This window comes from Halomonas halmophila, from assembly GCF_006540005.1.
Classification (GTDB): Bacteria; Pseudomonadota; Gammaproteobacteria; order Pseudomonadales; family Halomonadaceae; genus Halomonas; species Halomonas halmophila.
In genome coordinates this window covers 16,040-39,484 of record NZ_BJOC01000031.1, presented here as the reverse complement: position 1 = coordinate 39,484, position 23,445 = coordinate 16,040, and the positions used below count along the sequence as shown (strand labels likewise).

Sequence of the window (23,445 nt, the reverse complement as noted above, 5' to 3'; positions counted from 1 at the left end):
TCATGTGTCTAGAAAATCAGGCGCGGGACCGGATGTCAAGCCATCAAGCCGGTTTGAAGGTCAGTGCCAGGCCATTGTTGCACCAACGCAGACCGGTGGGCTCGGGGCCATCATCGAACACATGACCCTGGTGGCCACCACAGCGTGCGCAGTGATACTCGGTTCGCGGGATCAGCAAGACCAGATCCAGCTCATCCAGCAGATGGCCCTCGATGTGGGTGAAGAAGCTCGGCCAGCCGGTGCCGGAGTCATACTTCATGTGACTCTCGAACAGCGGCAGATCGCAGCCGGCACAGTGATAGGTGCCCTCGCGGTTCTCCTGGTCCAGCGGGCTGGAAAAGGCCGGTTCGGTGCCGGCTTCGCGCAGCACCTCGAACTCTTCGTCGGAGAGCCTGTCACGCCATTCGGCTTCACTCAGCTCCAGGGGCTCCAGCCCCGGGGCGGCGGACAGATCCGGCTTGGGCCGGGCACTGGCAATGCCCGGCGCCAGGCCAGCAAGCCCGCCCAGCCCCAGCAGGCCAAGAAAATGACGACGCTGCATGGTATGGCTCCTCGTTCGGTAGATGGCCGAACCCCTCACGCAAGAAAGCGGAGAAGGTCACCCTTCCCCGCTTTCGACTCCCGGGCGCCCCGAGGGTTCACGAGTCGACTCAGTCGATCTGCGGACCGGCCTGCACGATGGCCTCGCTGACCCCGTCGAACTTCCTGAAGTTGTCGACGAACTTGGCGGCCAGCTCATGCAGGTGACGGTCATAGGCCGCCTGATCGGACCAGGTTTCACGCGGGTCGAGCAGGCGCGTCTCGACACCCGGCACGGCGGTCGGCACATCCAGGTTGAGGCCGGCGATGCGCTTGGTTTCTACATCGCGCAGCATGCCCGTCTGGATGGCATGAATGATGGCGCGGGTCGTGGGAATCGCGAAGCGCGCGCCACCCTCGCCATAGGCGCCACCGGTCCAGCCGGTGTTGACCAGGTAGACCTGGGCATCCTGCTCGGCGACGCGCTTGATCAGCAGATCGGCGTACTCGCGCGCCGGACGCGGGAAGAATGGCGCCCCGAAACAGGTCGAGAAGGTCGCGGCCAGCCCCTCGGAGGCGCCCATTTCGGTGGAGCCCACCTTGGCGGTATAGCCGGACAGGAAATGATAGGCCGCGGCTTCCTTGGACAGCACCGACACCGGCGGCAGCACCCCGCTCATGTCGCAGGTCAGGAAGACGATGGCATTGGGCTCGCCGGCCCGGTTCTCGGGGACACGCTTCTCGACATGCTCGAGCGGATAAGCGGCCCGCGAGTTCTGCGTCAGGCTGCCATCGGCGTAATCCGGCTGGCGGCGATCATCGAGCACCACGTTCTCGAGCACGGTGCCGAACTGGATGGCATTCCAGATGACCGGCTCATTCTGCTCGGACAGATCGATGCACTTGGCATAGCAACCGCCTTCCACGTTGAAGACGGTACCCACACCCCAGCCGTGCTCATCATCACCGATCAGGTAGCGTGCCGGATCGGCGGACAGGGTGGTCTTGCCGGTGCCCGACAGGCCGAAGAACAGCGTGGTCTCGCCATCCTCGCCGACATTGGCACTGCAGTGCATGGGCAGCACGTCGGCGTCCGGCAGCAGGAAGTTCTGCACCGAGAACATCGCCTTCTTCATCTCGCCGGCGTAGCGCATGCCGGCGATCAGCACCTTCTGCTCGGCGAAGTTGATGATCACCGTGCCTTCCGAGTTGGTGCCGTCGCGGGCCGGATCGCACTCGAAGAAGGGCGCGTTGAGGATGGTCCACTCACCCTTGGTCGCCGGGTTGTAGAGCTCGGGGCGCACGAACATGGTGCGGCCGAAGAGATTGTGCCAGGCCGTTTCGGTGGTCACCTTGACCGGCAGATAGTGCACCGGATCACTGCCGACATGCAGCTCGGAGACGTAGCGCTCGCGGGCGTTGAGATACGCCTCGACACGCTCCCAGAGGGCACTGAACTTGTCCGCATCGAAGGGGCGATTGACACTGCCCCAGTCGATCTTGCCGCTGGTGGACGGCTCGTCGACGATGAAACGATCCGTTGGGGAACGACCGGTACGCTCACCGGTATTCACCACCAAGGCACCATTGGCCGCCAGACGGCCTTCACCATTGGCCACGGCACGCTCGATCAACTCGGCGCTGCTCAGATTGACATGGGCAATGGCGGGCTGCGTGCTGGCAGTTGCGGGGACGGCTTGAGTCGTGGTCATGTCGATTCCTGGGGCCTTGCGGCCAATTCTCTCTCGGTTTGCCGGGCGTCTTCCTGGACGCGTCTCAGCCCATCCTGCAGGCGTCGCATGCGGTTACCCGTCTCGTCTTGGGCAACACCCGCTGAAGGATGAGTGCGCGCATTATGGCAAAAACCCGTGCGGCGGGAAACGCCGACATTGCCCGACGTTCATGTAGTTTTCCTACTACATCAAGCCCGATCACCTCATGATCCACCCCGATGCCGGCCCGCCCCGCACAGCCTGCTCGAGGATGAAGACAGAACACGGGCCGCGCCGGCAACTTGCATGACAAAGTCGCCACTATCGGTAGTTTTCATACACGCCACCCTGCCCACACCACAGACCAGGCTGGGGCGGAAGACCACACCGAGCGCAGGCAGCTTCCCAAGATACCGAGGGAAGCCTAATGAACCGTCGGCGGCTCCGCTGACGGATCCTCCAGCATGGCGTCGACTTCGGCCGCGGTGAATTCATAGCGGGTGTTGCAGAAATGGCACTGGGTGGCGATACCGCCCTGCTCGGCCAGGATATCGCGCAACTCCTCCTCTCCCAGCGTCAACAGCGCACTGGCAATGCGTTCCCGCGAACAGTTGCAGGAAAAGTGCAGTGCCTTGGGATCGAAGACACGCACCTGCTCTTCATGGAAGAGCCGATGCAGCAGCTCATGGTGCTCCAGCGACAGCAACTCGTCGTTCTTCAGGGTGTCGGTGAGGTGAACCATACGCTCCCAGGCGTCCTCATCCTGATTCAACGACTCGTCCGGCAGGCGTTGCAGCATGACGCCGGCGCAGCGCTGATCGTCCGCCGCCAGCCACAGGCGGGTGGGCAGCTGTTCGGAACGGCTGAAGTAATCTTCCAGACATCCGGCCAGATTGTCCTGTTCCAGGGTGACGATGCCCTGATAGCGACGGCCCTCGTCGGGATCCAGCGTGATGGTGATCTGCCCCTCTCCGAGCAGCTCGGCAAAGCCGGCGTTTTCATCCGGAATCGCGGCATTCTCGTCGAGCTGGGCAATGGCACGCAGCTCGCCGCCGGGATTGGACTCCGCCATCAACAGGGACAGCGCCCCCTTGCCGCGCACTTCGATGCTCATGGTGCCATTCAGCTTGATGGTCTCGGTCAGCAGCGCAACTGCCGACAGCAGCTCACCCAGCTGACGCGTCACCGCCGGCGGATAGTCATGCCGCTCGACCACCTCGGCATAAGCCTGCTGAAGCGAGACGACCTCACCGCGCACGTTGGTATTATCGAAGAGAAAACGTTGTATCTGATCCGTCATGAGTACTGCCTGGAATTGGGTTGAGAGGTCAGCGGGAAAGTGCACGGCAGGGGCAAAGAAGGAAGACGGAAGAAGGAAGAAGAAAGCGGTGGACATATGCGATCTGCACCAGCGCCACACCCTTGCTCCTTACCCCTTACCCCTTACCTCTTTTCCCTTACGTCATTACTCCCCGCGCATGAACCGTTTGATTTCGCGCCGGTCGCGTTTGTCGGGGCGTTTGAAGGGGTGCTGCATGACCTGCTTGGCCTGGCGTCGCTGTTCGGCTTCGGTGCGGCGGCGTTTGTCACTCTCCGCGGTTTCCTGGTACAGCTCGCGGGCTTCCGGCGCACCGCGACGCTGCTCGGAGAGCGCCAGCACCTCGACTTCCATGGTGTCCCAGCCCTGAGGCACACGAATCAGGGCCCCCACCTCGACATGCTTGCTGGTCCTGGCTCGTCCACCGTTGTAGTGGACCTTGCCTCCTTCAATGGCCTTCTTGGCCAGGGCTCGCGTCTTGAAGAAACGCGCCGCCCATAACCATTTATCCAGCCTGACGTTATCCATGGGGATCCTCCTGCGGCGGCAAGTCCTGCGGCAACAGCCGGGCGAAGCGGTCCAGGGCGATGAACGACTCGATCCGACGCTCCGGGCGCCGGCTGTCGGGCTGAAGAATGCCCAGCAAGTGGCGAATGCCGAACTCGCGGGCGCTTTCCAGCACCGAAGGGTTGTCATCGATGAACAGCGTTCGTTCCGGATCGAAGGGTTCGATTTCCTGGAGAGCCCACCAGAACGCCTGCTCTTCCTTGGGCGCCCCGACATCCGCGGAGGACACGACCGCATCCAGATACGCTTCCAGGCCGGTCAGCGGCAACTTCAGCTCCAGGCTCTCGCGATCCGCGTTGGTCGCCAGCACGACACGCGGATGGGCCTGCTTGAGCCAGTTCAGGAAGTCCAGCGCATCACTGCGCAGGCCGATCAGGTGCTGAACCTCGCGCTTCAGGGCGACGATGTCGACGCCGAGCTCACGGCGCCAGTAGGCCAGGCTGTACCAGTCCAGGCTACCCTGTTCGCGAATGATACGGGCACGCACCTCTTCCTGGGTCGCATCATCCAGGCGATGCAGCTCCACATAACGGCGCGGCAGGTGTTCCAGCCAGAAGTGGCTGTCGAAGTGCAGGTCCAGCAGGGTCCCGTCCATGTCCAGCAGGACGGTATCAATGGCACGCCAGTCAATCATGGAATCCTCGCGGGCGGCGCGGTAGCGTCTCGTGGGCTTAACAGACGTGGTAGTGTAACCAATAGACAACAGGGACGCATTTCAGCAGGCCCGCCTCGCCCTTGACTGGAGACCGCATGAGCGAACCTCTCGACAAACCCCGTGTACTGGCACGCCGCGACCTGGCATCCAGCCGCCTGTTCCGCATCGAGGAAATGGAGTTGCGCTTTGCCAATGGCGCCGAGCGCACTTTCGAGCGCCTGGGCGGCAATGCCAATGCCAGCGGTGCCGTGATGATCGTCGCCATGCCCGACCCGGAGCATGTGCTCCTGATCCGCGAGTACGCGGCCGGCCTGGAAGATTATGCCCTGACCCTGCCCAAGGGGCTGGTCGACCCCGGGGAAGATATCATCACCGCCGCCAACCGGGAGTTGATGGAGGAATGCGGCTTCGGCGCGCACCGCCTCGAGCCACTGGTGGAGCTGAGCCTGGCCCCCAATTACATGCGCCACCGCATGCAGGTGATCCTCGCCAGCGACCTCTACCCCAAACGCCTGCCCGGTGACGAACCCGAGCCACTGATCGTCGAGACGCATGCCCTCGACGACATCGGCGCGCTGTTGGCACGCGAAGACTTTCATGAAGCCCGCGCCATTGCCGCGCTGTTCATTGCCCGCGACAAGCTGCGCGCCGAGCCGAGCACCTCCCTGCTGTGGTGAGCGCGTCCCCGAGCGAACCGCCGGGGACGCTCGGGCATCACTCGCCCTTGCCGTGAAGCAGGCGGCGGCGCGCGCCGTTACCTTCCTTGAGCTTGACCCAGCGCCCCTGGCGATAGCTGTCCAGCCCGGCCTCGAGCAGCGCCATGGTGTCCAGGGCACTCTCGGCCGTGACCGGGGGCGGCGTGCCATGCAACAGGGTCTCGGCGATGGCGTCATAGTAGGCGCGATAATCACCGGCCTCACAGGGCAGCTCATGGCGCACCAGGTCGATCTCCTCGCCCTGCCCTTCATCGAGCATCAGGCGGGCCGGCGTCTCATCCACGCCCCAGCCGGGCTCCGGTATCGCCCCCGCCTTGAGCCAGTCTTCCTGGGGATCGAGTCCGTACTTGGTGAAGCTGCCGCGGGTGCCATGCACCGCGAAACGCGGTGTCGGCTCGGCAATCAGCGAACTGGCGCTCAGCGTGACACGCGGACCTGCGTCGTAATCCAGCACGGCGAGAAAATCGTCGTCGATCTCGGCCCCGTCCCGCGCGTTGGAGAGCTCCAGCAGGATGGCGCGCGGCATGCCGAACAGCTCGCGGGCCTGATCCAGCAGATGCGGCCCCAGGTCGAACCAGACCCCACTGCCGGGCCTGTGGTGCTCGCGCCAGCGATCGCCGACATGCGGGCGGAAACGGTCGAAGCGCGATTCCAGCGCCGTGATACGGCCCAGATCGCCGCGCTCGAAGAGGGCCTTGAGCGTCAGGAAGTCATTGTCCCAGCGGCGATTGTGGAAGACGCTCAACAGCCGCTGGGCATTCTCGGCGAGCGTTTTCAGCTGGCGAGCCTCGGCCAGCGACACCGCCATGGGCTTGTCGACCACCACATGCTTGCCCGCCGCCAGCGCCGCCTTGGCCAGCGGAAAGTGCCATTCGTTGGGGGTCGCGATCACCACCAGGTCGATTTCCGGGTCGGCAAACAAGGTCTGGGACCTGTCATGCACCGTCATCCCGGGGTAGACCGCCTGCACCTTGGCGGCGTCACCGCTGACCACGGCGGACAGCTCCAGCCAAGGCGCTGCCGCGACCAGGGGCGCATGAAAGGTCCTGCCGGCCATGCCGAAGCCGACCAGGCCAACATTGAGGGTCTGCGTCTTCATAACGAGGCGTCCTGAACAACAAAGAAAAGGCACCGGCCGCATCAGCGGCCGGCGTCATCGAAACCAAAAACGTCAGTCGGGCCGTGTCAGATAACGTACCACACCCCTGTCGGCGCTGGTGAGCCTCAGGCGTTGAAGTTGAGCATGCGCTCCAGCGGCTTGAGGGCCCGCAGACGCAGGGCTTCATCGACGCGGATCTCGCCGCTGGCATGGCGCAGGGCACCGGCCAGGTTGTCCAGCGCGTTCATCGCCATCCACGGGCAGTGGGCGCAGCTCTTGCAGGTCGCGCCATCGCCCGCCGTGGGCGCCTCGAAGAGCGTCTTGTCGGGCACCGCCTGCTGCATCTTGAAGAAGATACCGCGGTCGGTGGCCACGATCAGCTCCTGCTGGGGCAGCTCCTTGGCCGCCTTGATCAGCTGGGAGGTGGAGCCCGTCACATCGGCCAGCTCGACCACCGGTTCCGGCGACTCGGGATGCACCAGCACGGCCGCTTCCGGGTAGAGCCCCTTGAGATCCTCGACGCCCTTGGCCTTGAACTCCTCGTGCACGATGCAGGCACCGTCCCAGAGCAGCATGTCGGCTCCGGTGCGGCGCTGGATATAGCTGCCCAGGTGCTTGTCGGGAGCCCAGAGGATCTTCTCGCCCCTGGCCTGAAGGTGCTCGATGACATCCACGGCGATCGAGGAGGTCACCACCCAGTCGGCACGCGCCTTCACCGCCGCCGAGGTGTTGGCGTAGACCACCACGGTGCGATCGGGATGGGCATCGCAGAAGGCCGCGAACTCATCCGCCGGGCAGCCGACATCCAGCGAACAGGTCGCCTCCAGGGTCGGCATCAGCACGCGCTTTTCGGGGGACAGGATCTTGGCGGTCTCGCCCATGAAGCGCACCCCGGCCACCACCAAGGTATCGGCCGGGTGGCGCGCACCGAAGCGGGCCATTTCCAGGGAATCCGCCACGCAGCCACCGGTTTCCTCGGCCAGCTGCTGAATGGCGTCGTCGGTATAATAATGCGCCACCAGGACAGCGTTGTTGTCCTCGAGCAGGCGCTTGATTTCTTCGACGCGCGCTTCGTCCTCGGCGGGGATACGTGTCGGGCAATAGCTGCGTGCCAGCTGATCGCGCAGCTCGGCACGGGAAGTCATGATCGTCATCGTGTCTACCACTGTGACCAGCAGGGGCTCCCCCTGCGTTACACCAGGTGCCGGGCTACGTGCGCTCCGCACGGCGCGACACACCAGAGGGCCAACCAATGCGTCTATCGCGGTGGTCGACCCGCGTCCGGGGCATGCGGCTCGCGCTCGGCGATGTCGGCTGCCCGCTGAATGACGTTGTTTGATGATGACGCCCCGACGCCCAGGTTGCAAGCCTGCCCGGGGCGGGCGCGGCGCCCGCCCGATGCCGCTGGCGCGCGTACAAACAGAACGCCCCCGTCTCCGGGGAGACGGGGGCGCGGAATCTGGTGGGTCGTGTAGGATTCGAACCTACGACCAATTGGTTAAAAGCCAACTGCTCTGCCAACTGAGCTAACGACCCGCATGACCTTGACGGCCAGGCACAGGTTCGGATGGTGGGTCGTGTAGGATTCGAACCTACGACCAATTGGTTAAAAGCCAACTGCTCTGCCAACTGAGCTAACGACCCTGCCGAACGGGTGCACATAATACGGATAACCCCCTTCGGTGGCAAGCGTTTTTTCATGCTCGGCACGAGAATCCGCCTTGCCCGGTCCCGGCGGGTTATCCGCCCTGCTCATGATCGGCAGACTGACGCCCCTCAGTGGCCACGATTCCTGGGTGCCTTGGGCTTGCGCACCCCCTGCACTGGACGCCGCTTGTTCTTGTCGCGACTCCAGCGGTTTTTCTCGTCCGGCGTCAGCTCCGGTACCCGGCGCGACTCCAGGCCTGCCTGAGCGGCCAGGTCGTCGATCTCGTCCTGACCGAGCTCGATCCACTCGCCGGCCTTGGTGCGCTTGTCGAGGAAGATATTGCCGTAACGCACCCGCTTGAGGCGGCTGACGGTCAGGTTCTGGGACTCCCAGAGACGCCTGACCTCACGGTTGCGCCCCTCCATGATCACCACATGGAACCAGGTGTTGATCCCTTCGCCACCGAACTCCTGAACATCGGTAAAGCGCGCCGGACCGTCATCCAGCATGACGCCCTCGGCCATGGCCTTGATCTGCCCTTTGGTCACTTCCCCCATGACACGCACGGCGTACTCGCGCTCGATCTGCGTCGCCGGGTGCATCAGCCGATTGGCCAGTTCACCGTCGGTGGTAAACAGCAGCAGACCACTGGTATTGATGTCCAGGCGGCCGATGGCGATCCAGCGTTCGCCCTTGAGACGCGGCAGGCGGTCGAAGACCGTGCGGCGACCCTCCGGGTCCTTGCGCGTGCAGAGCTCGCCCTCGGGCTTGTTGTACATGATGACCCGACGCGGGACTTCCGCCGCCGAACGCAGGGTGACCGGGCGCTCATCGAGCGCCACCCGGTCATGCGGCTCGATGCGGTCACCCAGGGTGGCGACCTGGCCATTGACTCTGACGCGCCCATCGGCAATCGCCGTTTCCATCTCGCGGCGCGACCCCAGGCCTGCTCGGGCTAGCACCTTCTGCAGTTTCTCGCTGGTGTTACTCATCGTCTGTCTCACTTGTCGTGGATTCCGTCCCCGGGGCAGCGTCATCCTCGACGCGGCCTCGAGCACGCTCGGAGAGCCGGGCTTCCAGATCGGCAAAGCTCGGGCTCATCCGCTCGGACGCCGTCCCGGCGTGTGTTGCTGAGGCATCGGCTGTCCCGGCCGATGCCGGGTCCTCGGTCGCTGCCGCGGACGCGGTGGCGTCTGCCTCATCGGCCACTTCGGCTGCCGGCGCCCCGTCTTCATCAGGGCGTGTCGCGTCGGTGGCATCGCGATCATGACTCACGGCGTCATCCGCCGAGGCCGTCTCGTCTGTAGCGCCCTCCCCGGCCTGCTCGGCCGCGGCGTCGTCCGGTGCGTCCAGCGGCTCATCCGCCTGCGCCAGCAAGGCCTCCTGGGGCGGTGGCGGCGCGTCGTCCTGGCCGGCCTGTTCCTCGCCGAAGCTCTTGAGCTCATGCATCGGCGGCAGTTCATCCAGGGTCTTCAGCCCGAAGTCATCGAGGAAGGCACGCGTGGTCGCATAGACCGCCGGGCGACCGGGCACATCGCGATGCCCGACCACCCTCACCCAGCCACGATCGGACAGGGTGCGCATGATCGAGCCGCTGACCGAGACGCCCCGCACTTCCTCGATATCGGCACGCGTGACCGGCTGGCGATAGGCGACCATGGCCAGCGTTTCCAGCAGCGCCCGCGAATAGCGCTGCGGGCGCTCGTCCCAGAGCCGCGAGACCCAGGACGACAGGCGCGGCCGAATGCGCAGCTGATACCCCGAGACGGTCTCCAGCATTTCCATGGCGCCCTGTTCATGGCGCGACTCGACGCGCTCCAGCGACTCGCGCAGGGCCCGGCGCGACGGCCGCTCCTGATCATCGAACAGGGCCTCGAGGCGTTCCAGTGGCAAGGGCGAGCCTGCCGCCAGCAGGGCCGCTTCGAGGATTTCGTCCAGCGGGGTCTCGGAATATTCCATGGCACTCATGCCGAGCCTTGCTCCTCTTCCTGCGGCGGCTCACTCTCATGCGGCATGTCATCCGCCGGGCCATCCTGCCCATCGTCCTCGGCGGCAAAGGGACTTTCTCCCTCCTCGCCCTCAGCGTAGAAGTCTTCGTCGCCCTCGACCGCCTCGGTCTGCGCCCTGGCCCGCACATGGATCGGAGACAGGGGCGCATTCTGGACGATCTCGATCAGCGTTTCCTTGGCCAGCTCGAGGATCGCCATGAAGGTCACCACCACGCCGGCCCGCCCTTCCTCGAGGCTGAACAGCGATTCGAAGGGAGTGTGATGTTCATGACTCAGGCGCCCCAGAATCACCTGCATGCGCTCGCGGGTGGACAGCACCTCGCGACTGATCTGGTGCGACTGGTTGAGCTCGGCCCGGCGCAGGATGCCGGCCAGCGCGCCCAGCAGCTCATCGAGCTCGACATGCGGATGGATCACCCGTGATTCGAGCGGCGGCAAGGCGGCCCTGGCCGGAAACCAGTCACGCCCCTGGCGCGGCAGATCCCCGAGGGATTCCGCGGCATTCTTGAGCCGTTCGTATTCCTGAAGCCGGCGGATCAATTCGGCCCGCGGGTCTTCTTCCTCGTCCTCCTCGTTCTGTTTCGGCGGGCGCGGCAGCAAGGTGCGTGACTTGATCTCCGCCAGCATGGCCGCCATCAGCAGGTACTCCCCGGCCAGCTCGATTTCCATGGCCTTCATCAACTGCACGTATTCGATGTACTGATGCGTGATGCTGGCCACATCGATGGCCAGGATATCCAGGTTCTGGCGACGAATCAGGTACAACAGGAGGTCGAGCGGTCCTTCGAAGGCCTCGAGAAACACGCGCAAGGCTTCCGGCGGGATGTAAAGATCCTCCGGAAGCTGGGTGATCGGCTCATCGAAAAGCCGACCGAGGGACGCCGCCCGCTGCGCGGCGCTGTGCTCGGCAGCGCTCGTTACGGCGTCCGGGCCGGCATCCGACGGCGCCGGGTCGCGGCTGACTGTCTCACCATCGGCGGTCGTTGGCGTATCGCTCACGCGTGGCCTGGCCTCCTGCAGGGGACGAGAAGCCGGGCGGGAGTGCGCCTCTCGTCAAAGGGGAGAGTCTACCAAGACCGCCCCCCTCAAGGTAAGCCATGCACCGCCTCGGCGGCTGCGGCGGTGCGATAGCGCCCCTCGTACTCGAAGAGCTTGTCGCGCACCTGCCAGTAACGCCCGACCTTGCGGCCGATGACGAAGTCCGGGGCCTTGAGGCGACGACGCTCCGCCACCACCTCGGTCGGGCTGCCCGGCCACCAGTCGCTGCCGGGCGCACGCAGGTGGCGGCGCAGGAATACCGCCGCAAAGGCGCCACGCTGGGCTGCGCTCTCCAGGGCGAACCATTCGCTGAGCGTCTCGCCGTCCTCGTCATGATAGGTCACCTTCAGGCGTGGCAGGCCGCGTCCGTTGTGCGTGGCCTCGAGCTGCATGCCGGTCACGCGCAGCACCATGGCATCGCGCAGTTTCAGGGCCTCGCGCAGCTTGTCGTCGGCATCCACCAGCATCGCCTGGCAGCCATGACAACGCCGCGCGGCGATATCATTCTCGGTACCGCACTCCTTGCACTCCTTGAAGCGATAGCGAAAGTCGCATTGCCGCCGGCGGCCGTCGTCATCCTCGACCAGCCCCTGGCAACGCCGCCCGAAATGCTCGATGACCAGCTCGCCGTCACGTCGCCCCCAGAACAGGTTGGCGTGCTCACAGGCCGGGCACGGCACCTGCACCGGTTCGGTATCCGACGCCGGCCGCGGGCTCCCCACCTCGGGCGCATACAGATCCCAGGGGTTGCCGGCATAGTCGAGAATCAGGCAGTCCTGCTTGCCCTCGGCCAGGCGCAGGCCGCGACCGATCATCTGCTGATAGAGCCCGACCGACTCGGTGGGTCGCAGGATCGCGATCAGGTCGACATGGGGCGCATCGAAGCCGGTGGTCAGCACCGAGACATTGACCAGGTACTTGAGACGCTGCGCCTTGAAGGCCGCGATATGCGCCTGGCGCTCTTCAGACGGTGTGGCCCCGGTGATCAGCGCCGCCTCGCCCGACGGAAGCAACCCCAGGACTTCCTCGGCATGCGCCACGGTGGCGGCGAACAGCATCACGCCCCGGCGCTCGGCGGCGGCCGTGACGACCTCGGCGACGATGGCCGGGGTCGCGCGGTTGCCGGCCACCACCTGATCCAGCTCGGCTTCCTGGTAGCGACCGCCCGCCCCCGGCGCCAGCCGCGAGAAGTCATAGCGGGCCACGGCCGCATCCACGCGGCGCGGCTCGGCCAGATAGCCCTGCTTGACCATCAGCCGCAGCGGTTGCTCGAAGACACAGTCGCGGAAGAAGCAGTCTTCATCACCGCGCACCATGCCATGATGGTGGCGATGATAGACGAAGCCCTGCCCCAGCCGGTAGGGCGTGGCCGTCAGGCCGAGTATCTTGAGGCTCGGGTTACAGCGCTTCAGCGCATCGATGACGCGCCGATAGCTCGAGTTCTCGTCCAGCGAGACGCGATGACACTCGTCGATCACCAGCAGCGAAAAAGCCGTTGCCGAGTCATCGAAGGCCTCGAGATTACGCACGACCGATTGAACCGAGCCAAACACCACCTGACGCGCCGCCTGCTTTCGCCCCAGGCCGGCACTGAAAATGTCCGCCTCGAGCCCATAGGCTTCGTACTTGGCATGGTTCTGCTCCACCAGTTCGCGCACATGCGCCAGCACCAGCACGCGACCACGTGCCAGCCTGGCCAGTTCGGCGATCACCAGCGACTTGCCGCTGCCGGTCGGCAGCACCACCACCCCGGGGTCATGCGTGGCACGAAAGTGCTCGACGACGCGCGTCACCGCCGCCTGCTGGTAGGGCCGCAATTGGGGAGGAACAACAGCGTTCATGGGGCCTCTGCGCGATACCGACTCGCCATTCTGCCGGGTTTCATGCCAAAATTTACTACATCATGCCGTCAAGCTTGATTTTCCGGCCTGTCGGCACGATACCTGAAGTGTTCGATTGAAAAGGAGAGCTCATCATGACCACCGAACATACTGGCCCTGAATGCCCGGAGTGCGGTAGCCGCAGGAAGCGCGTGCCACCCGGACGGCAAGGGCAGTATCACGTCTATTGTGACGAATGCGATCACGACTTCGGCCGCTTCGACCATTTTCAGGCCCAGCTCCGTGATCTGCTCGATGACGTAGAGTCACGCCTGAAGCACAAGGACGACGCCTAAGACGCATCACCGCGATGCTTGAGTGCATGGGCAAGACGCCGGCGCCTGTCTCCACGGGCGCCGGCGTCTTGCGTTACGGCGTCAGGTCAGGCCCGGCGCCACTCAGCCCAGCCAGTGCCGGGCGTTGCGGAACATGCGCATCCAGGCACCATCCTGCGTCCACTCGGCGGGGCGCCAGGAGTTGGTCACCGCCCTGGCCACGCGCTCGGGGTGCGGCATCATGATCGTCACCCGGCCGTCCGGGGTGGTGAGGCCGGTGATACCCGCCGGTGAGCCATTGGGGTTGGCCGGATAGCGCGTGGTCGACTGACCATGATTGTCCAGGTAGCGCAACGCCACCTGGTCGCTGCTCTGCACCTGGCGCAGGTGGGCCGTGTCACGGAAGGCCGCGCGACCCTCGCCATGCGCCACGGCGATCGGCAGCTTCGAGCCCTGCATGCCGGCGAGCAGAATCGACGGGCTCTGCTCCACGCGGACCATGGAGACCCGCGCCTCGAACTGCTCGGACTCGTTGCGCAGGAACTGCGGCCAGTGCTCGGCGCCCGGAATCAGCTCCTTGAGCTGCGAGAGCATCTGGCAGCCGTTGCACACGCCCAGGGCAAAGCTGTCGTCACGACCGAAGAAGGCGGCGAACTGCTCCCGTGCCCGCGCGTTGTACAGCACCGACTTGGCCCAGCCGCCGCCGGCCCCCAGCACGTCGCCATAGGAGAAGCCGCCGCAGGCCACCAGGCCCTTGAAGTCCTCGAGGCCGACGCGTCCTTCGAGAATGTCGCTCATGTGCACATCGACGGCCTCGAACCCGGCCTTGTCGAAGGCCCAGGCCATCTCCACATGGCCATTCACGCCCTGTTCGCGCAGCACCGCCATGGGAGGACGGGCCGTGTTGACGAAGGGCGCGCTGATATCCTCGTCGACATCGAAGCTCGGCGTGGCCGAGAGGCCCGGGTCCCGCGCATCCAGCAGCTCATCGAATTCGCTCTTGGCACAGTCGGCGTTGTCGCGCAACGCCTGCATGCGATAGCTGGGTTCGCTCCAGGTGCGCTGGGTGAGCATGCGCGTGGTCTCGAGCAGCGGCTCCTCGAACAGGGTGACGCGTACCTGGTCGTCATAGCGCGGACGGGCGATGACCCCACAGGTCTCGAGCCCGGCGCCGGCAAACTGGGTCAGCACCTCTTCGGTGTGCTCGCGGGACACCTGAATCACCGCCCCGAGCTCTTCGGCGAAGAGCGCATTGACGGCCTCGCCGGGCTCGTCGATCAACCAGTCGAGCTTGATTTCCAGGCCGGCATGCGCGGCAAAGGCCATCTCCAGCAGGGTGACCAGCAAACCACCATCGCTGCGATCGTGATAGGCCAGCAGCTTGCCATCGGCATTGAGGCCCTGGATGACCGAGAAGAACGCCTTGAGATCCTCCGAGTCGTCCAGATCCGGGCACTCGTCACCGACCTGGCCATAGACCTGCGCCAGCGCCGAGCCGCCGAGACGGTTGCGAGCGCCGCCCAGGTCGACCAGGATCAGGTCGGATTCATCCCGCGCCATGTCGATCTCGGGGGTCAGGGTGCGCAGAGCATCGGTCACCGGTGCGAAGCCGGTGGTGATCAACGACAGCGGTGCCGTGACGCTCTTCTCCTCCAGCTCGCCGGCGTCGCCGGTCGCGGCCTGCCAGGCGGTGCGCATCGACATCGAATCCTTGCCCACCGGAATGGCAATCCCCAGCGCCGGACACAGCTCCATGCCGACGGCATGCACGGCGTCATACAGCGCCTGGTTCTCGCCAGGGTGGCTGGCCGCACTCATCCAGTTGGCCGACAGCTTGATGTCGCCCAGTTTGGCGATCGGTGCGGCGGCCAGGTTGGTGATGGTCTCGGCCACCGCCAGACGGGCGCTGGCCGCCGGGTCGATGAGCGCCACCGGCGGCCGCTCGCCCATCGCCATGGCTTCACCGGCATGGGTGTCGAAGGTCGCCGTGGTCACCGCCACATCGGCCACCGGTACCTGCCAGGGGCCGACCATCTGGTCGCGTGCCACCTGACCGGTAATCGAGCGATCGCCGATGGTGATCAGGAAACTCTTGGAGGCCACGGTGGGCAGGCTCAGGACCCGATCCAGCGCCTCACGCAGATCCAGGTTGTCGAGCATGATGCCCGGCAGGTCGCGGCGTTGCCGCGCGAATTCCCGCTGCATCTTCGGCGGCTTGCCGAACAGCACGCTCATCGGCAGATCCACCGGCGGCGTCTGCGCCGTGGTCGCCTCGAAGTGGCCATCACGCACCTCGAGGTGGTGCGCTTCGGTGGCCTCGCCGACCACGGCATAGGGGCAACGTTCGCGCTGACACAGCGCCTCGAAGGCCGCCAGGTTTTCCGGCGCCACGGCCAGCACATAGCGCTCCTGGGCCTCGTTGCACCAGATTTCCAGCGGGCTCATGCCCGGCTCGGCATTGGGCACCTCACGCAGATCGAAACGCCCGCCGCGCTCGCCATCCTTGACCAGCTCCGGCAGCGCATTGGACAGCCCGCCCGCGCCGACGTCATGGATGAAGCAGATCGGGTTGCCATCGCCCAGGGACCAGCAACGGTCGATGACTTCCTGGGCACGCCGTTCCATCTCCGGATTGCCGCGCTGCACCGAGGCGAAGTCCAGATCGGCACTGGACGCCCCCGAGGCCATCGACGAGGCCGCGCCGCCGCCCAGCCCGATCAGCATGGCCGGCCCGCCCATGACGATCAGCTTGCCGCCCACCGGAATCTCGCTTTTCTGAACGTGATCCTCGCGGATGTTGCCGTAGCCCCCGGCGATCATGATCGGCTTGTGATAGCCGCGGCGCTCGATGCCCTCGGCGCCCAGCGCATCCTGCTCAAAGGTGCGGAAGTAGCCGGTCAGGTTCGGGCGCCCGAATTCGTTATTGAAGGCGGCGCCCCCGATGGGACCTTCGAGCATGATCGACAGCGCGCTGGTGATGCGCTCGGGCTTGCCGTAATCGAAGGCCTCCCAGGGCTGCACGAAGTCGGGAATGCGCAGGTTGGAAACGGTAAAACCGGTGAGGCCGGCCTTGGGCTTGCCGCCGATGCCGGTGGCGCCCTCGTCGCGAATCTCGCCGCCGGCCCCGGTGGCCGCCCCGGGGTGCGGCGCAATGGCCGTGGGGTGGTTGTGGGTCTCGACCTTCATCAGGATATTCACGGACTCCTGATGCGTGCCGTAGACAGCGCTCTCGGCTGCCTTGCCGGTCAAGGGTGCGGCGAAGAAGCGTCCCGCTTCGCTGCCACGAATGACCGCGGCATTGTCGCTGTAGGCCGAGAGGATATCGTCCGGCGAGCTTTCATAAGTGTTCCTGATCATCTTGAACAGCGAACGCGGCTGGGCCTCGCCGTCCACCACCCAGTCGGCATTGAAGATCTTGTGACGACAGTGCTCGGAGTTCGCCTGGGCGAACATCATCAGCTCGACATCAGTGGGATTGCGCTCCAGCTTGCGGAACGCCTCGCAGAGGTAGTCGATTTCGTCCTCGGCGAGGGCCAGACCCAGTTCGACGTTGGCAGTGGACAGTGCCTCGCGACCGCCCTCGAGGAGGGCCACCTTGCCGAGCGGCGCCGGCTGATGATGCTCGAACAGCTTGGCGGCATCCGAGGCATCGAACAGCACGGTCTCGGTCATGCGGTCATGCAACTGCGCCGTGACGGCCTCGAAGTCTGCCTCGGAAAACTCGCCGCTGAACCGCACGCGGTAAGCAATACCGCGCTCGAGTCGACGAATCCGCTTCAGTCCGCAGTTATGGGCGATATCAGTGGCCTTCGACGACCAGGGCGACTGGGTGCCGATGCGCGGCACCACCAGAAACAGATGCCCCCGACCACTCGACCTTGCCTCAGGCGACGTACCATCGTCGAGCAACCCCTCGAGCAGCCGCTGTTCCGACTCCGCCAGCTCGCCTTCATGGTCAACGAAGTGCACATAGTCGGCTTCCAGCGTCTCGACACCTGGCGCCACGCGAGACAGGGCTTCCAGCAGCTTGGCGTGACGAAAAGCGGATAGGGCGGGCGCACCGCGCAGTTCGAGCATATCCTCGGACCTCTGAAGCAAGCGAAATGTGAAGGAAGCATAAAGCGCCGACAACGCCGAACCTCGACCCGGATCTCCCCGCCACACGCCCTCGGGGAGCCGCATCGGGATGGATCCAGCGGCGACTGAATGGCCACATGATACTGGAAAGCATGGATGGCGAGAAATCGGGAATGATGACAGGCGCGGGTTCGCTGGGTAAGGTGAAGATCCCTTCACCGCTCAGCGCCACTATGTCCGCAACCTGGCTCGCCCATTTCCGTCGCCACTGGCGTGGCTACCTGACAGCGTGCAGCGCTATGCTGCTGGCCATGTTGCCGGTGTCCCCGGATCGTCAGCCGGGCGAGCACCTGCAGGACGTGCTGGAGCGCGACTTCATCAGCGTGCAAACCCGCAACACGCCGACCACCTATTACGAAGGCCGCCAGGGTCCGACCGGCTTCGAATACGAACTGATGCGGCGCTTCGCCGACCATCTGGGCGTCAGCCTGGCACTGAACGATGGCCATAACAGCAGCGAAGTACTGGATGCGGTGCGCAAGCAGGGCGACATGGGAGCAGCCGCCCTGCCCCTCGACCCGAGTCGCGACGGCCTGATCTTCAGTCGGCCGATCATGCCGCTGCAGCCGCTCGTGGTCTATCGCCGCGGCATCACGCCTCCCGAGAGCATCGCAGACCTGGTGGAGCTGGAGGTCGGCACCTTGAGCGGCACCGGCACCGACACCGTGATGCGCGAGCTGCAGGCCGAGCACCCCGAGCTCAGCTGGAAGGAATCCAACGACATGGAGATCGCCTCCCTGCTGAGCCGGGTGGCGAGCGGTGAGCTGGATGCTGCCGTGGTCTACCAGCGTCAATTCCGCCTCAACCGGCTCTTCTTCCCGGAGGTGGAGGATGGTTTCACGCTGGGCAAGCCGCTCTCGCTGGCCTGGGCTTTCCCCGCCGGCCAGGGTCTCGGCCTGGTCCGCGAGGCCAACCGCTTTCTGGCCGACATACAGAGTTCCGGGTTGCTGCAGCGCCTCGAGACTCGCTACTTCGGCCGCGACAACTATCTCGAATACGTTGGCGCCCGCACCTTCATCAAGCATGCCAAGCAACGACTGCCCGACTACGCCGAGCTCTTTCGTGAAGCGGCGCGTGCCAACGGCTTCGACTGGAAGTTGCTGGCCGCGGTGGGCTACCAGGAATCTCACTGGGACCCCAAGGCCACCTCGCCCACCGGCGTGCGAGGTCTGATGATGCTGACCCTGCCCACCGCCGGTGACCTGGGCGTCGACAACCGTCTCGACCCCGAGCAAAGCATCAAGGGGGGAGCGCGCTACCTGCGCAGCCTGGAGCAACGATTACCCAAGTCCATCACGGGCAAGGATCGGCTCTACATGGCCATGGCGGCCTATAACGTCGGCCTCGGCCACCTCTACGATGCCCGCGATATCACCAAGCAGCGTGGCGGCAACCCGAATGTCTGGGTCGACGTGCGGCGCTCGTTGCCACTGCTACAGGAAAAGCAGTGGTACGAGCAGACCCGGCATGGCTATGCGCGAGGTGGCGAACCAGTGGTATATGTACGCAACATCCGCCGCTACTACGAAGTCCTGACCTACGTGGACCGCAGTCAGGAGCAGTTCCATCCCATCAATGCGCGACTGCCGGAGGATGCCGTGCCGAGCAGCGGCAGCTTCGATGTCATCCCCCCCAGATCCTGAGCAGGGCGTCCGTCATCCAGCACTGTCGTCACGCTGACCTTCCCGCCGCTGGTGGAAGAATCCTTTCAGCTGCTTGGCGATACGCGTTGCCAGCACGCCTCCGGTGACCTCGACACGATGGTTGTACCAGGGCTGGGCAAACAGATTGGCACGCGACTCCACCATGCCACTGCGGGGCTCGGCGGCCCCATAGACGACACCGGCCAGCCGGGCGTGAATGATGGCGCCGGTGCACATCAGGCAGGGCTCCAGGGTGACGAACAGCCTGCACCCCTCCAGCCGGTAATTGCCGACTCTGGCGCCGGCATCGCGCAGGGCGCGCACTTCGGCATGGGCGCTGGGGTCATGGGTCGACACCGGAGCATTGTAGCCCTCGCCGATGATGTCACCGGCCGCATCCACGACCACCGCGCCCACCGGCACCTCGCCGGCCTGCTCGGCGCGCCGGGCCTGATCCATGGCACGGTGCATGTAGTATTCATCGCTGCGTATCACCCTGGACTCCAGTAGACTGCTCGACATGAAGATAATGGCGTGCGACACAACGCATACCGCACGCGTCAAGGATCAAGGATACCCCTCCAATGTCCGACTCGCTAAACGCCCTGGTCGAACTGCTCGCCCTGGAACCCTTGGAAGAGAACCTGTTTCGCGGCCACAGCCAGGACCTGGGCCTGCCCCAGCTGTTCGGCGGCCAGGTGCTCGGCCAGGCGCTCTCGGCCGCCACGCATACCGTCGATGCCAGCCGTCGCGTTCACTCGCTGCACGGCTACTTCCTGCGCCCCGGGGATCCACAGATGCCGGTGGTCTATCAGGTCGATGCGGTCCGCGATGGCGCCAGTTTCACCACGCGCCGCATCACCGCCATCCAGAAAGGCCGCCCAATCTTCTTCTGCAGCGCCTCCTTCCATGGCCAGGAAACCAGCATAGCGCACCAGCCACGGATGCCGGACGTGGCCGCGCCGGAAGCGCCGGAGGCCGACGACGACCGCATCACCCGCTTCCCCGGCCACCCCATCGAATTCCGCCATGTCGAGGACAGCGCCGAACCCGGCCAGCCGGCCCGCAAGCGCCTGTGGTTCCGCCTGGCCGGCGAGCTGCCCGACGACCCTGCCCTGCACCGCTACCTGCTGGCCTACAGCTCGGACTTCAATCTGCTGACCACGGCACTGGTCCCCCACGGCATCCAGTTCGGCGACCCCGGGCTGCAGATCGCCAGCCTCGATCACTCGCTGTGGTTTCACCATGACGTCAGGGTCAACGACTGGCTGCTGTATGACATGGACAGCCCCTGGGCCGGCGGCGCACGCGGCTTCAGTCGCGGCAGCATCTTCGACCGCAGCGGTCGGCTGGTCGCCTCCAGTGCTCAGGAAGGATTGACGCGAGTGCGCGATACCGACGCCTGAAGAAGGCCAATCCCGGCCCCGTGTCGCCACCAGCAACTCCAGCGTCGTCATGGAGACGCTGGCACACAGCTGCACTCCTACCTTGAAAATAATGGCGGATTGCATCCACCACCGGCCCTCACCGGCAAGCGGATATCCACCAGGAGCTCGTGATGAGACCCGTCTCGAACTTTCAGCCAAGGACGAGGAGTGCCGCGCCATGTCCAACGTCAACTTCCAAACTTCCATCGATCAAAGTGATCGCCTGGTGCCGGTCAACCTCCGTCAGAGCGGTGACCCCGGCATTCAACTGCTGCTTTCCAACCGGGTGCGCAAATCGCCCTACTGGCACCTCTCCGTCGAGGCCGGCTGCTGGAAGGCGACTGTCTACAACCGCATGTACCATCCACGCGCCTATGTACGCCCCGAGGACGGCGGGGCCATGGAAGAGTATCGCGCCCTGGTCAACGACGTGACGCTGTGGAACGTCGCGGTGGAGCGCCCCATCCGCGTCAAGGGACCCGAGGCCGAGGCCTTTTGCAATTACGTCTGCACCCGCGACGTGACTCGGGTCCCGACGATGATGGGTCGCTATGTGGTGCTCTGCGACGAACGCGGCTGTGTGCTCAACGACCCGGTGATGCTGCGCGTCGCCGACGACGAGTTCTGGTTCACCATCAGCGACTCCGACCTGGCCTACTGGTTCCGCGGCATCAACCACGGCATGGGTTACGACGTACAGATCGACGAAATCGACGTCAGCCCGCTGCAGATCCAGGGCCCGAAGTCCGAGGACCTGGTCGCCGACCTGGTGGGCGAGGCGGTACGCGACGTGCCCTACTACGGGCTGATGGCCGCGCAAATCGAGGGCGTCGATGTATTGATCTCGCAGACCGGCTTCTCCGGCGAGAAGGGCTACGAAGTCTATGCCTACGATTCGACATTGAACGCCGAGACCGTATGGAACACCATTCGAAGCGTCGGCGAGAAATACAACCTGATGGTCATCGCCCCGGCCCACCATCGCCGTATCGCCGCCGGCATCCTTTCCTACGGCCAGGACCTGGACCACGAGACCAACCCCTTTCAGTGCAACCTGGGCCACATGGTGCCCAAGGGCAAGGAGGCCGACTACATCGGCAAGGACGTACTGGAAGAGACGCGTGCCCAGGTCAATGCCGGCAACCCGCCCTTCACCCACCAACTGGTGGGCCTGAAGCTCGACGGCAAACCCATCGAGGACTACGCACCGGACTTCTGGCTGGTCGGCCCGGACGCCGAGAGCGACCCCTGCGGCTGGATCACCTCGCCCTGGTACTCGCCGGAACTCGGCACCAACATCGCCATGGCCTATGTGCCGGTCGCCTCGGCGGTGTTGGGCACGGAGCTGGTGGCCTGGCTCCCCGACGAGTTTCTCGACATCCCGGGGCAGCCCGTCGCCGCCACCGTATGCGAGATGCCCTTCCGCGAGTCCGTCAACCCGAGCTCGCGCGAGCGCGCCAGGGCCGCCGGTCGCGACTATGCCTATTGAGGGACGGCAGAGGCCTGCCTCGCCGAGGCAGGCCTCTGGAAACAGCGGCACGCCAGGCGTTACGCTCGGCATGAAGCCGGTGTAGCTCAGCTGGCAGAGCAACGCACTCGTAATGCGTAGGTCGGTGGTTCGAGTCCACTCACCGGCACCAGCCACAAACGGCAACGGCCACCCCGTCACATTGACGCGGTGGCCGTTCTTTTACTGTCCACCCTTTATCGGCGTCACACACCGTAATGGCCAATACAGAGCTTCACCGTTAGCCAACATACTCTTAGCCCAAGGATACGCCTTAAACGGGAGCCAGATAACCGGCACCAGCCCTTATGCAGCACACTTACGTAAGCGATAGCCGATACTGTGCTCACCTGGTCCAGCAAACGCACCAAACAAAGCGTATCTCCTGTCACCATAGGTACAAGCCGCGTCGTTACGATATTGGTCGACGTGGCAGATACCCTGCATGGTCAGCGTTAACCTATGACCGCCAGAGTTCGCAATTTACGACAACAGGGAAGGTTACCTGATCTAAGATACGAACAGCCTTGGTAAAGCATGGTCCGGTTCGTCAGCACTTGCTGCCAGGGGTCGACTTAATCTGATCACGACCAGGAAAACCTGAGCGTCATCGTGTTCTCCCCAACATGAGACGTCAAAGATACCATTGAGATGACAACCGGATTGATGGCGTAGTACCACAAAAGCCCGCCAACAGACCAAGAGATATGTTGCACTCATCCCCTTGCTACAAACGAAATAGTCCTTCAAAATTCATAAGACACTATCAATAATACCAAAAACCCATAAAGTACTACAACATCACCAACGTACAAGGCATCTCAATAATGATACGCAACCTTCCTCTTTCTGTAGCGATTTTAGGCTTTTCCTTTCTGATGACAGGGTGTCTGCCAGAACAGTCAGAACCTGCCCAGATTGATCAGTCAAGCCTGTGCATCGCCACTACAGATAAACAGGCAATGGAGTGCCCAGAAGGAGAGCTATTCATGGCCAGGCTGACACCATCAAAGCGTGACCTACGCGCCTTTAATACACTTAACACGGCAGCACTTTACTGTGACACCAATTACCCCATTTTCGAGAATGACGCGGGTATCATATGTGTCATGACACACCAGCGCATCGACATGCTCACCGGTGGCGATTCCAGCTCCCAGGGCATGGAATCGGAGCAGCCCTCATCGGAGAATACGTCGCAGGACGGCCAGTCCGCTAACACCAATGCTCAATAACCCTCTGCCCCGGTGCCAAATCGATACGGAAGTGATACCTTCATGACAGGCGCCGGGCAC

General features: G+C 64.4%; 19 protein-coding genes and 3 tRNA genes. 7 read left to right on the top strand and 15 right to left on the bottom strand.

Annotated elements, in window-relative coordinates; all coding sequences use genetic code 11:
- Window positions 1-43: 43 nt before the first annotated feature.
- From msrB to yrfG, 5 genes are all read right to left on the bottom strand, one after another.
- Window positions 44-541, bottom strand: a complete 498-nt coding sequence (gene msrB, locus HHA01_RS11515) for a peptide-methionine (R)-S-oxide reductase MsrB (RefSeq protein WP_141320833.1) — start codon at window positions 539-541, stop codon at window positions 44-46.
- Between the two features lie 109 nt (window positions 542-650).
- Entirely contained in the window at window positions 651-2,231 is a 1,581-nt protein-coding gene (locus HHA01_RS11510; protein WP_141320831.1) for a phosphoenolpyruvate carboxykinase, read from the bottom strand.
- Between the two features lie 424 nt (window positions 2,232-2,655).
- On the bottom strand, window positions 2,656-3,531 hold the full coding sequence (hslO, locus tag HHA01_RS11505; RefSeq protein ID WP_141320829.1) for an Hsp33 family molecular chaperone HslO: 876 nt from the start codon (window positions 3,529-3,531) through the stop codon (window positions 2,656-2,658).
- 165 nt (window positions 3,532-3,696) lie between these two features.
- Entirely contained in the window at window positions 3,697-4,077 is a 381-nt protein-coding gene (locus HHA01_RS11500) for an RNA-binding S4 domain-containing protein (protein WP_141320827.1), read from the bottom strand.
- On the bottom strand, window positions 4,070-4,750 hold the full coding sequence (gene yrfG / locus HHA01_RS11495; RefSeq protein WP_141320825.1) for a GMP/IMP nucleotidase: 681 nt from the start codon (window positions 4,748-4,750) through the stop codon (window positions 4,070-4,072). The genes HHA01_RS11500 and yrfG overlap by 8 nt, the downstream gene beginning before the upstream one ends.
- A gap of 116 nt (window positions 4,751-4,866) precedes the next feature.
- Between yrfG and nudE the strand changes: the two genes are divergently transcribed.
- A complete protein-coding gene (gene nudE, locus HHA01_RS11490) occupies window positions 4,867-5,448 on the top strand; it encodes an ADP compounds hydrolase NudE (protein ID WP_141320823.1) in 582 nt (193 codons plus the stop codon).
- Window positions 5,449-5,485: 37 nt separating this feature from the next.
- Here nudE and HHA01_RS11485 read toward each other — a convergent pair whose 3' ends face one another.
- The 8 genes from HHA01_RS11485 to radD all read right to left on the bottom strand — a co-directional run bounded on the left by HHA01_RS11485 (window position 5,486) and on the right by radD (window position 13,122).
- Window positions 5,486-6,586, bottom strand: coding sequence for an oxidoreductase (locus HHA01_RS11485; protein ID WP_141320821.1), 1,101 nt, complete (start codon window positions 6,584-6,586; stop codon window positions 5,486-5,488).
- 125 nt (window positions 6,587-6,711) lie between these two features.
- A complete protein-coding gene (nadA, locus tag HHA01_RS11480) occupies window positions 6,712-7,740 on the bottom strand; it encodes a quinolinate synthase NadA (protein WP_141320819.1) in 1,029 nt (342 codons plus the stop codon).
- A 306-nt stretch (window positions 7,741-8,046) separates the two neighbouring features.
- Window positions 8,047-8,122 (bottom strand) — tRNA-Lys (locus tag HHA01_RS11475).
- 32 nt (window positions 8,123-8,154) lie between these two features.
- Window positions 8,155-8,230 (bottom strand) — tRNA-Lys (locus tag HHA01_RS11470).
- A 132-nt stretch (window positions 8,231-8,362) separates the two neighbouring features.
- Window positions 8,363-9,226 carry a 23S rRNA pseudouridine(2605) synthase RluB gene (gene rluB, locus HHA01_RS11465; protein WP_141320817.1) on the bottom strand — a complete coding sequence of 288 codons (864 nt, stop codon included), beginning with the start codon at window positions 9,224-9,226 and terminating at the stop codon, window positions 8,363-8,365.
- Entirely contained in the window at window positions 9,219-10,202 is a 984-nt protein-coding gene (scpB, locus tag HHA01_RS11460; protein ID WP_141320815.1) for an SMC-Scp complex subunit ScpB, read from the bottom strand. The genes rluB and scpB overlap by 8 nt, the downstream gene beginning before the upstream one ends.
- Window positions 10,199-11,242 carry a segregation and condensation protein A gene (locus tag HHA01_RS11455; RefSeq protein WP_141320813.1) on the bottom strand — a complete coding sequence of 348 codons (1,044 nt, stop codon included), beginning with the start codon at window positions 11,240-11,242 and terminating at the stop codon, window positions 10,199-10,201. Before HHA01_RS11455 ends, scpB begins: the two co-directional genes overlap by 4 nt.
- Before the next feature lie 86 nt (window positions 11,243-11,328).
- Window positions 11,329-13,122: a DNA repair helicase RadD gene (gene radD / locus HHA01_RS11450; protein ID WP_141320811.1), complete on the bottom strand. Its 1,794-nt coding sequence runs from the start codon at window positions 13,120-13,122 to the stop codon at window positions 11,329-11,331.
- 134 nt (window positions 13,123-13,256) lie between these two features.
- Between radD and HHA01_RS11445 the strand changes: the two genes are divergently transcribed.
- Window positions 13,257-13,457: a hypothetical protein gene (locus HHA01_RS11445; RefSeq protein ID WP_141320809.1), complete on the top strand. Its 201-nt coding sequence runs from the start codon at window positions 13,257-13,259 to the stop codon at window positions 13,455-13,457.
- Between the two features lie 102 nt (window positions 13,458-13,559).
- Here the strand turns inward: HHA01_RS11445 and purL are convergent, their stop codons facing one another.
- Window positions 13,560-17,513 carry a phosphoribosylformylglycinamidine synthase gene (gene purL / locus HHA01_RS11440; RefSeq protein ID WP_141320807.1) on the bottom strand — a complete coding sequence of 1,318 codons (3,954 nt, stop codon included), beginning with the start codon at window positions 17,511-17,513 and terminating at the stop codon, window positions 13,560-13,562.
- Between the two features lie 233 nt (window positions 17,514-17,746).
- Here purL and mltF point away from each other — a divergent pair, with 233 nt between their 5' ends.
- A complete protein-coding gene (gene mltF, locus HHA01_RS11435) occupies window positions 17,747-19,216 on the top strand; it encodes a membrane-bound lytic murein transglycosylase MltF (RefSeq protein WP_141320845.1) in 1,470 nt (489 codons plus the stop codon).
- A gap of 12 nt (window positions 19,217-19,228) precedes the next feature.
- On the opposite strand, the gene tadA is transcribed toward mltF, so the two are convergent.
- The gene (gene tadA / locus HHA01_RS11430) at window positions 19,229-19,708 is read right to left on the bottom strand and encodes a tRNA adenosine(34) deaminase TadA (protein ID WP_218023808.1); all 480 of its coding nucleotides are present in this window, start codon (window positions 19,706-19,708) and stop codon (window positions 19,229-19,231) included.
- A gap of 92 nt (window positions 19,709-19,800) precedes the next feature.
- Here tadA and HHA01_RS11425 point away from each other — a divergent pair, with 92 nt between their 5' ends.
- The 4 genes from HHA01_RS11425 (at window position 19,801) to HHA01_RS11410 (ending at window position 23,385) form a co-directional block, all read left to right on the top strand.
- Window positions 19,801-20,622 carry an acyl-CoA thioesterase gene (locus tag HHA01_RS11425; RefSeq protein WP_141320803.1) on the top strand — a complete coding sequence of 274 codons (822 nt, stop codon included), beginning with the start codon at window positions 19,801-19,803 and terminating at the stop codon, window positions 20,620-20,622.
- 199 nt (window positions 20,623-20,821) lie between these two features.
- Window positions 20,822-22,132: a glycine cleavage T C-terminal barrel domain-containing protein gene (locus HHA01_RS11420; protein WP_141320801.1), complete on the top strand. Its 1,311-nt coding sequence runs from the start codon at window positions 20,822-20,824 to the stop codon at window positions 22,130-22,132.
- A gap of 75 nt (window positions 22,133-22,207) precedes the next feature.
- Window positions 22,208-22,283, top strand: a tRNA-Thr gene (locus tag HHA01_RS11415).
- 694 nt (window positions 22,284-22,977) lie between these two features.
- Window positions 22,978-23,385: a hypothetical protein gene (locus HHA01_RS11410; protein WP_141320799.1), complete on the top strand. Its 408-nt coding sequence runs from the start codon at window positions 22,978-22,980 to the stop codon at window positions 23,383-23,385.
- Window positions 23,386-23,445: the final 60 nt, after the last annotated feature.

Excerpts from the sequence above, each read along its gene's own strand:
- msrB (WP_141320833.1), bottom strand. The coding sequence starts at position 541 with ATGCAGCGTCGTCATTTTCTTGGCCTGCTGGGGCTGGGCGGGCTTGCT.
- HHA01_RS11510 (WP_141320831.1), bottom strand. The coding sequence starts at position 2,231 with ATGACCACGACTCAAGCCGTCCCCGCAACTGCCAGCACGCAGCCCGCC.
- hslO (WP_141320829.1), bottom strand. The coding sequence starts at position 3,531 with ATGACGGATCAGATACAACGTTTTCTCTTCGATAATACCAACGTGCGC.
- HHA01_RS11500 (WP_141320827.1), bottom strand. The coding sequence starts at position 4,077 with ATGGATAACGTCAGGCTGGATAAATGGTTATGGGCGGCGCGTTTCTTC.
- yrfG (WP_141320825.1), bottom strand. The coding sequence starts at position 4,750 with ATGATTGACTGGCGTGCCATTGATACCGTCCTGCTGGACATGGACGGG.
- nudE (WP_141320823.1), top strand. The coding sequence starts at position 4,867 with ATGAGCGAACCTCTCGACAAACCCCGTGTACTGGCACGCCGCGACCTG.
- HHA01_RS11485 (WP_141320821.1), bottom strand. The coding sequence starts at position 6,586 with ATGAAGACGCAGACCCTCAATGTTGGCCTGGTCGGCTTCGGCATGGCC.
- nadA (WP_141320819.1), bottom strand. The coding sequence starts at position 7,740 with ATGACGATCATGACTTCCCGTGCCGAGCTGCGCGATCAGCTGGCACGC.
- rluB (WP_141320817.1), bottom strand. The coding sequence starts at position 9,226 with ATGAGTAACACCAGCGAGAAACTGCAGAAGGTGCTAGCCCGAGCAGGC.
- scpB (WP_141320815.1), bottom strand. The coding sequence starts at position 10,202 with ATGAGTGCCATGGAATATTCCGAGACCCCGCTGGACGAAATCCTCGAA.
- radD (WP_141320811.1), bottom strand. The coding sequence starts at position 13,122 with ATGAACGCTGTTGTTCCTCCCCAATTGCGGCCCTACCAGCAGGCGGCG.
- HHA01_RS11445 (WP_141320809.1), top strand. The coding sequence starts at position 13,257 with ATGACCACCGAACATACTGGCCCTGAATGCCCGGAGTGCGGTAGCCGC.
- purL (WP_141320807.1), bottom strand. The coding sequence starts at position 17,513 with ATGCTCGAACTGCGCGGTGCGCCCGCCCTATCCGCTTTTCGTCACGCC.
- mltF (WP_141320845.1), top strand. The coding sequence starts at position 17,747 with ATGTCCGCAACCTGGCTCGCCCATTTCCGTCGCCACTGGCGTGGCTAC.
- HHA01_RS11425 (WP_141320803.1), top strand. The coding sequence starts at position 19,801 with ATGTCCGACTCGCTAAACGCCCTGGTCGAACTGCTCGCCCTGGAACCC.
- HHA01_RS11420 (WP_141320801.1), top strand. The coding sequence starts at position 20,822 with ATGTCCAACGTCAACTTCCAAACTTCCATCGATCAAAGTGATCGCCTG.
- HHA01_RS11410 (WP_141320799.1), top strand. The coding sequence starts at position 22,978 with ATGATACGCAACCTTCCTCTTTCTGTAGCGATTTTAGGCTTTTCCTTT.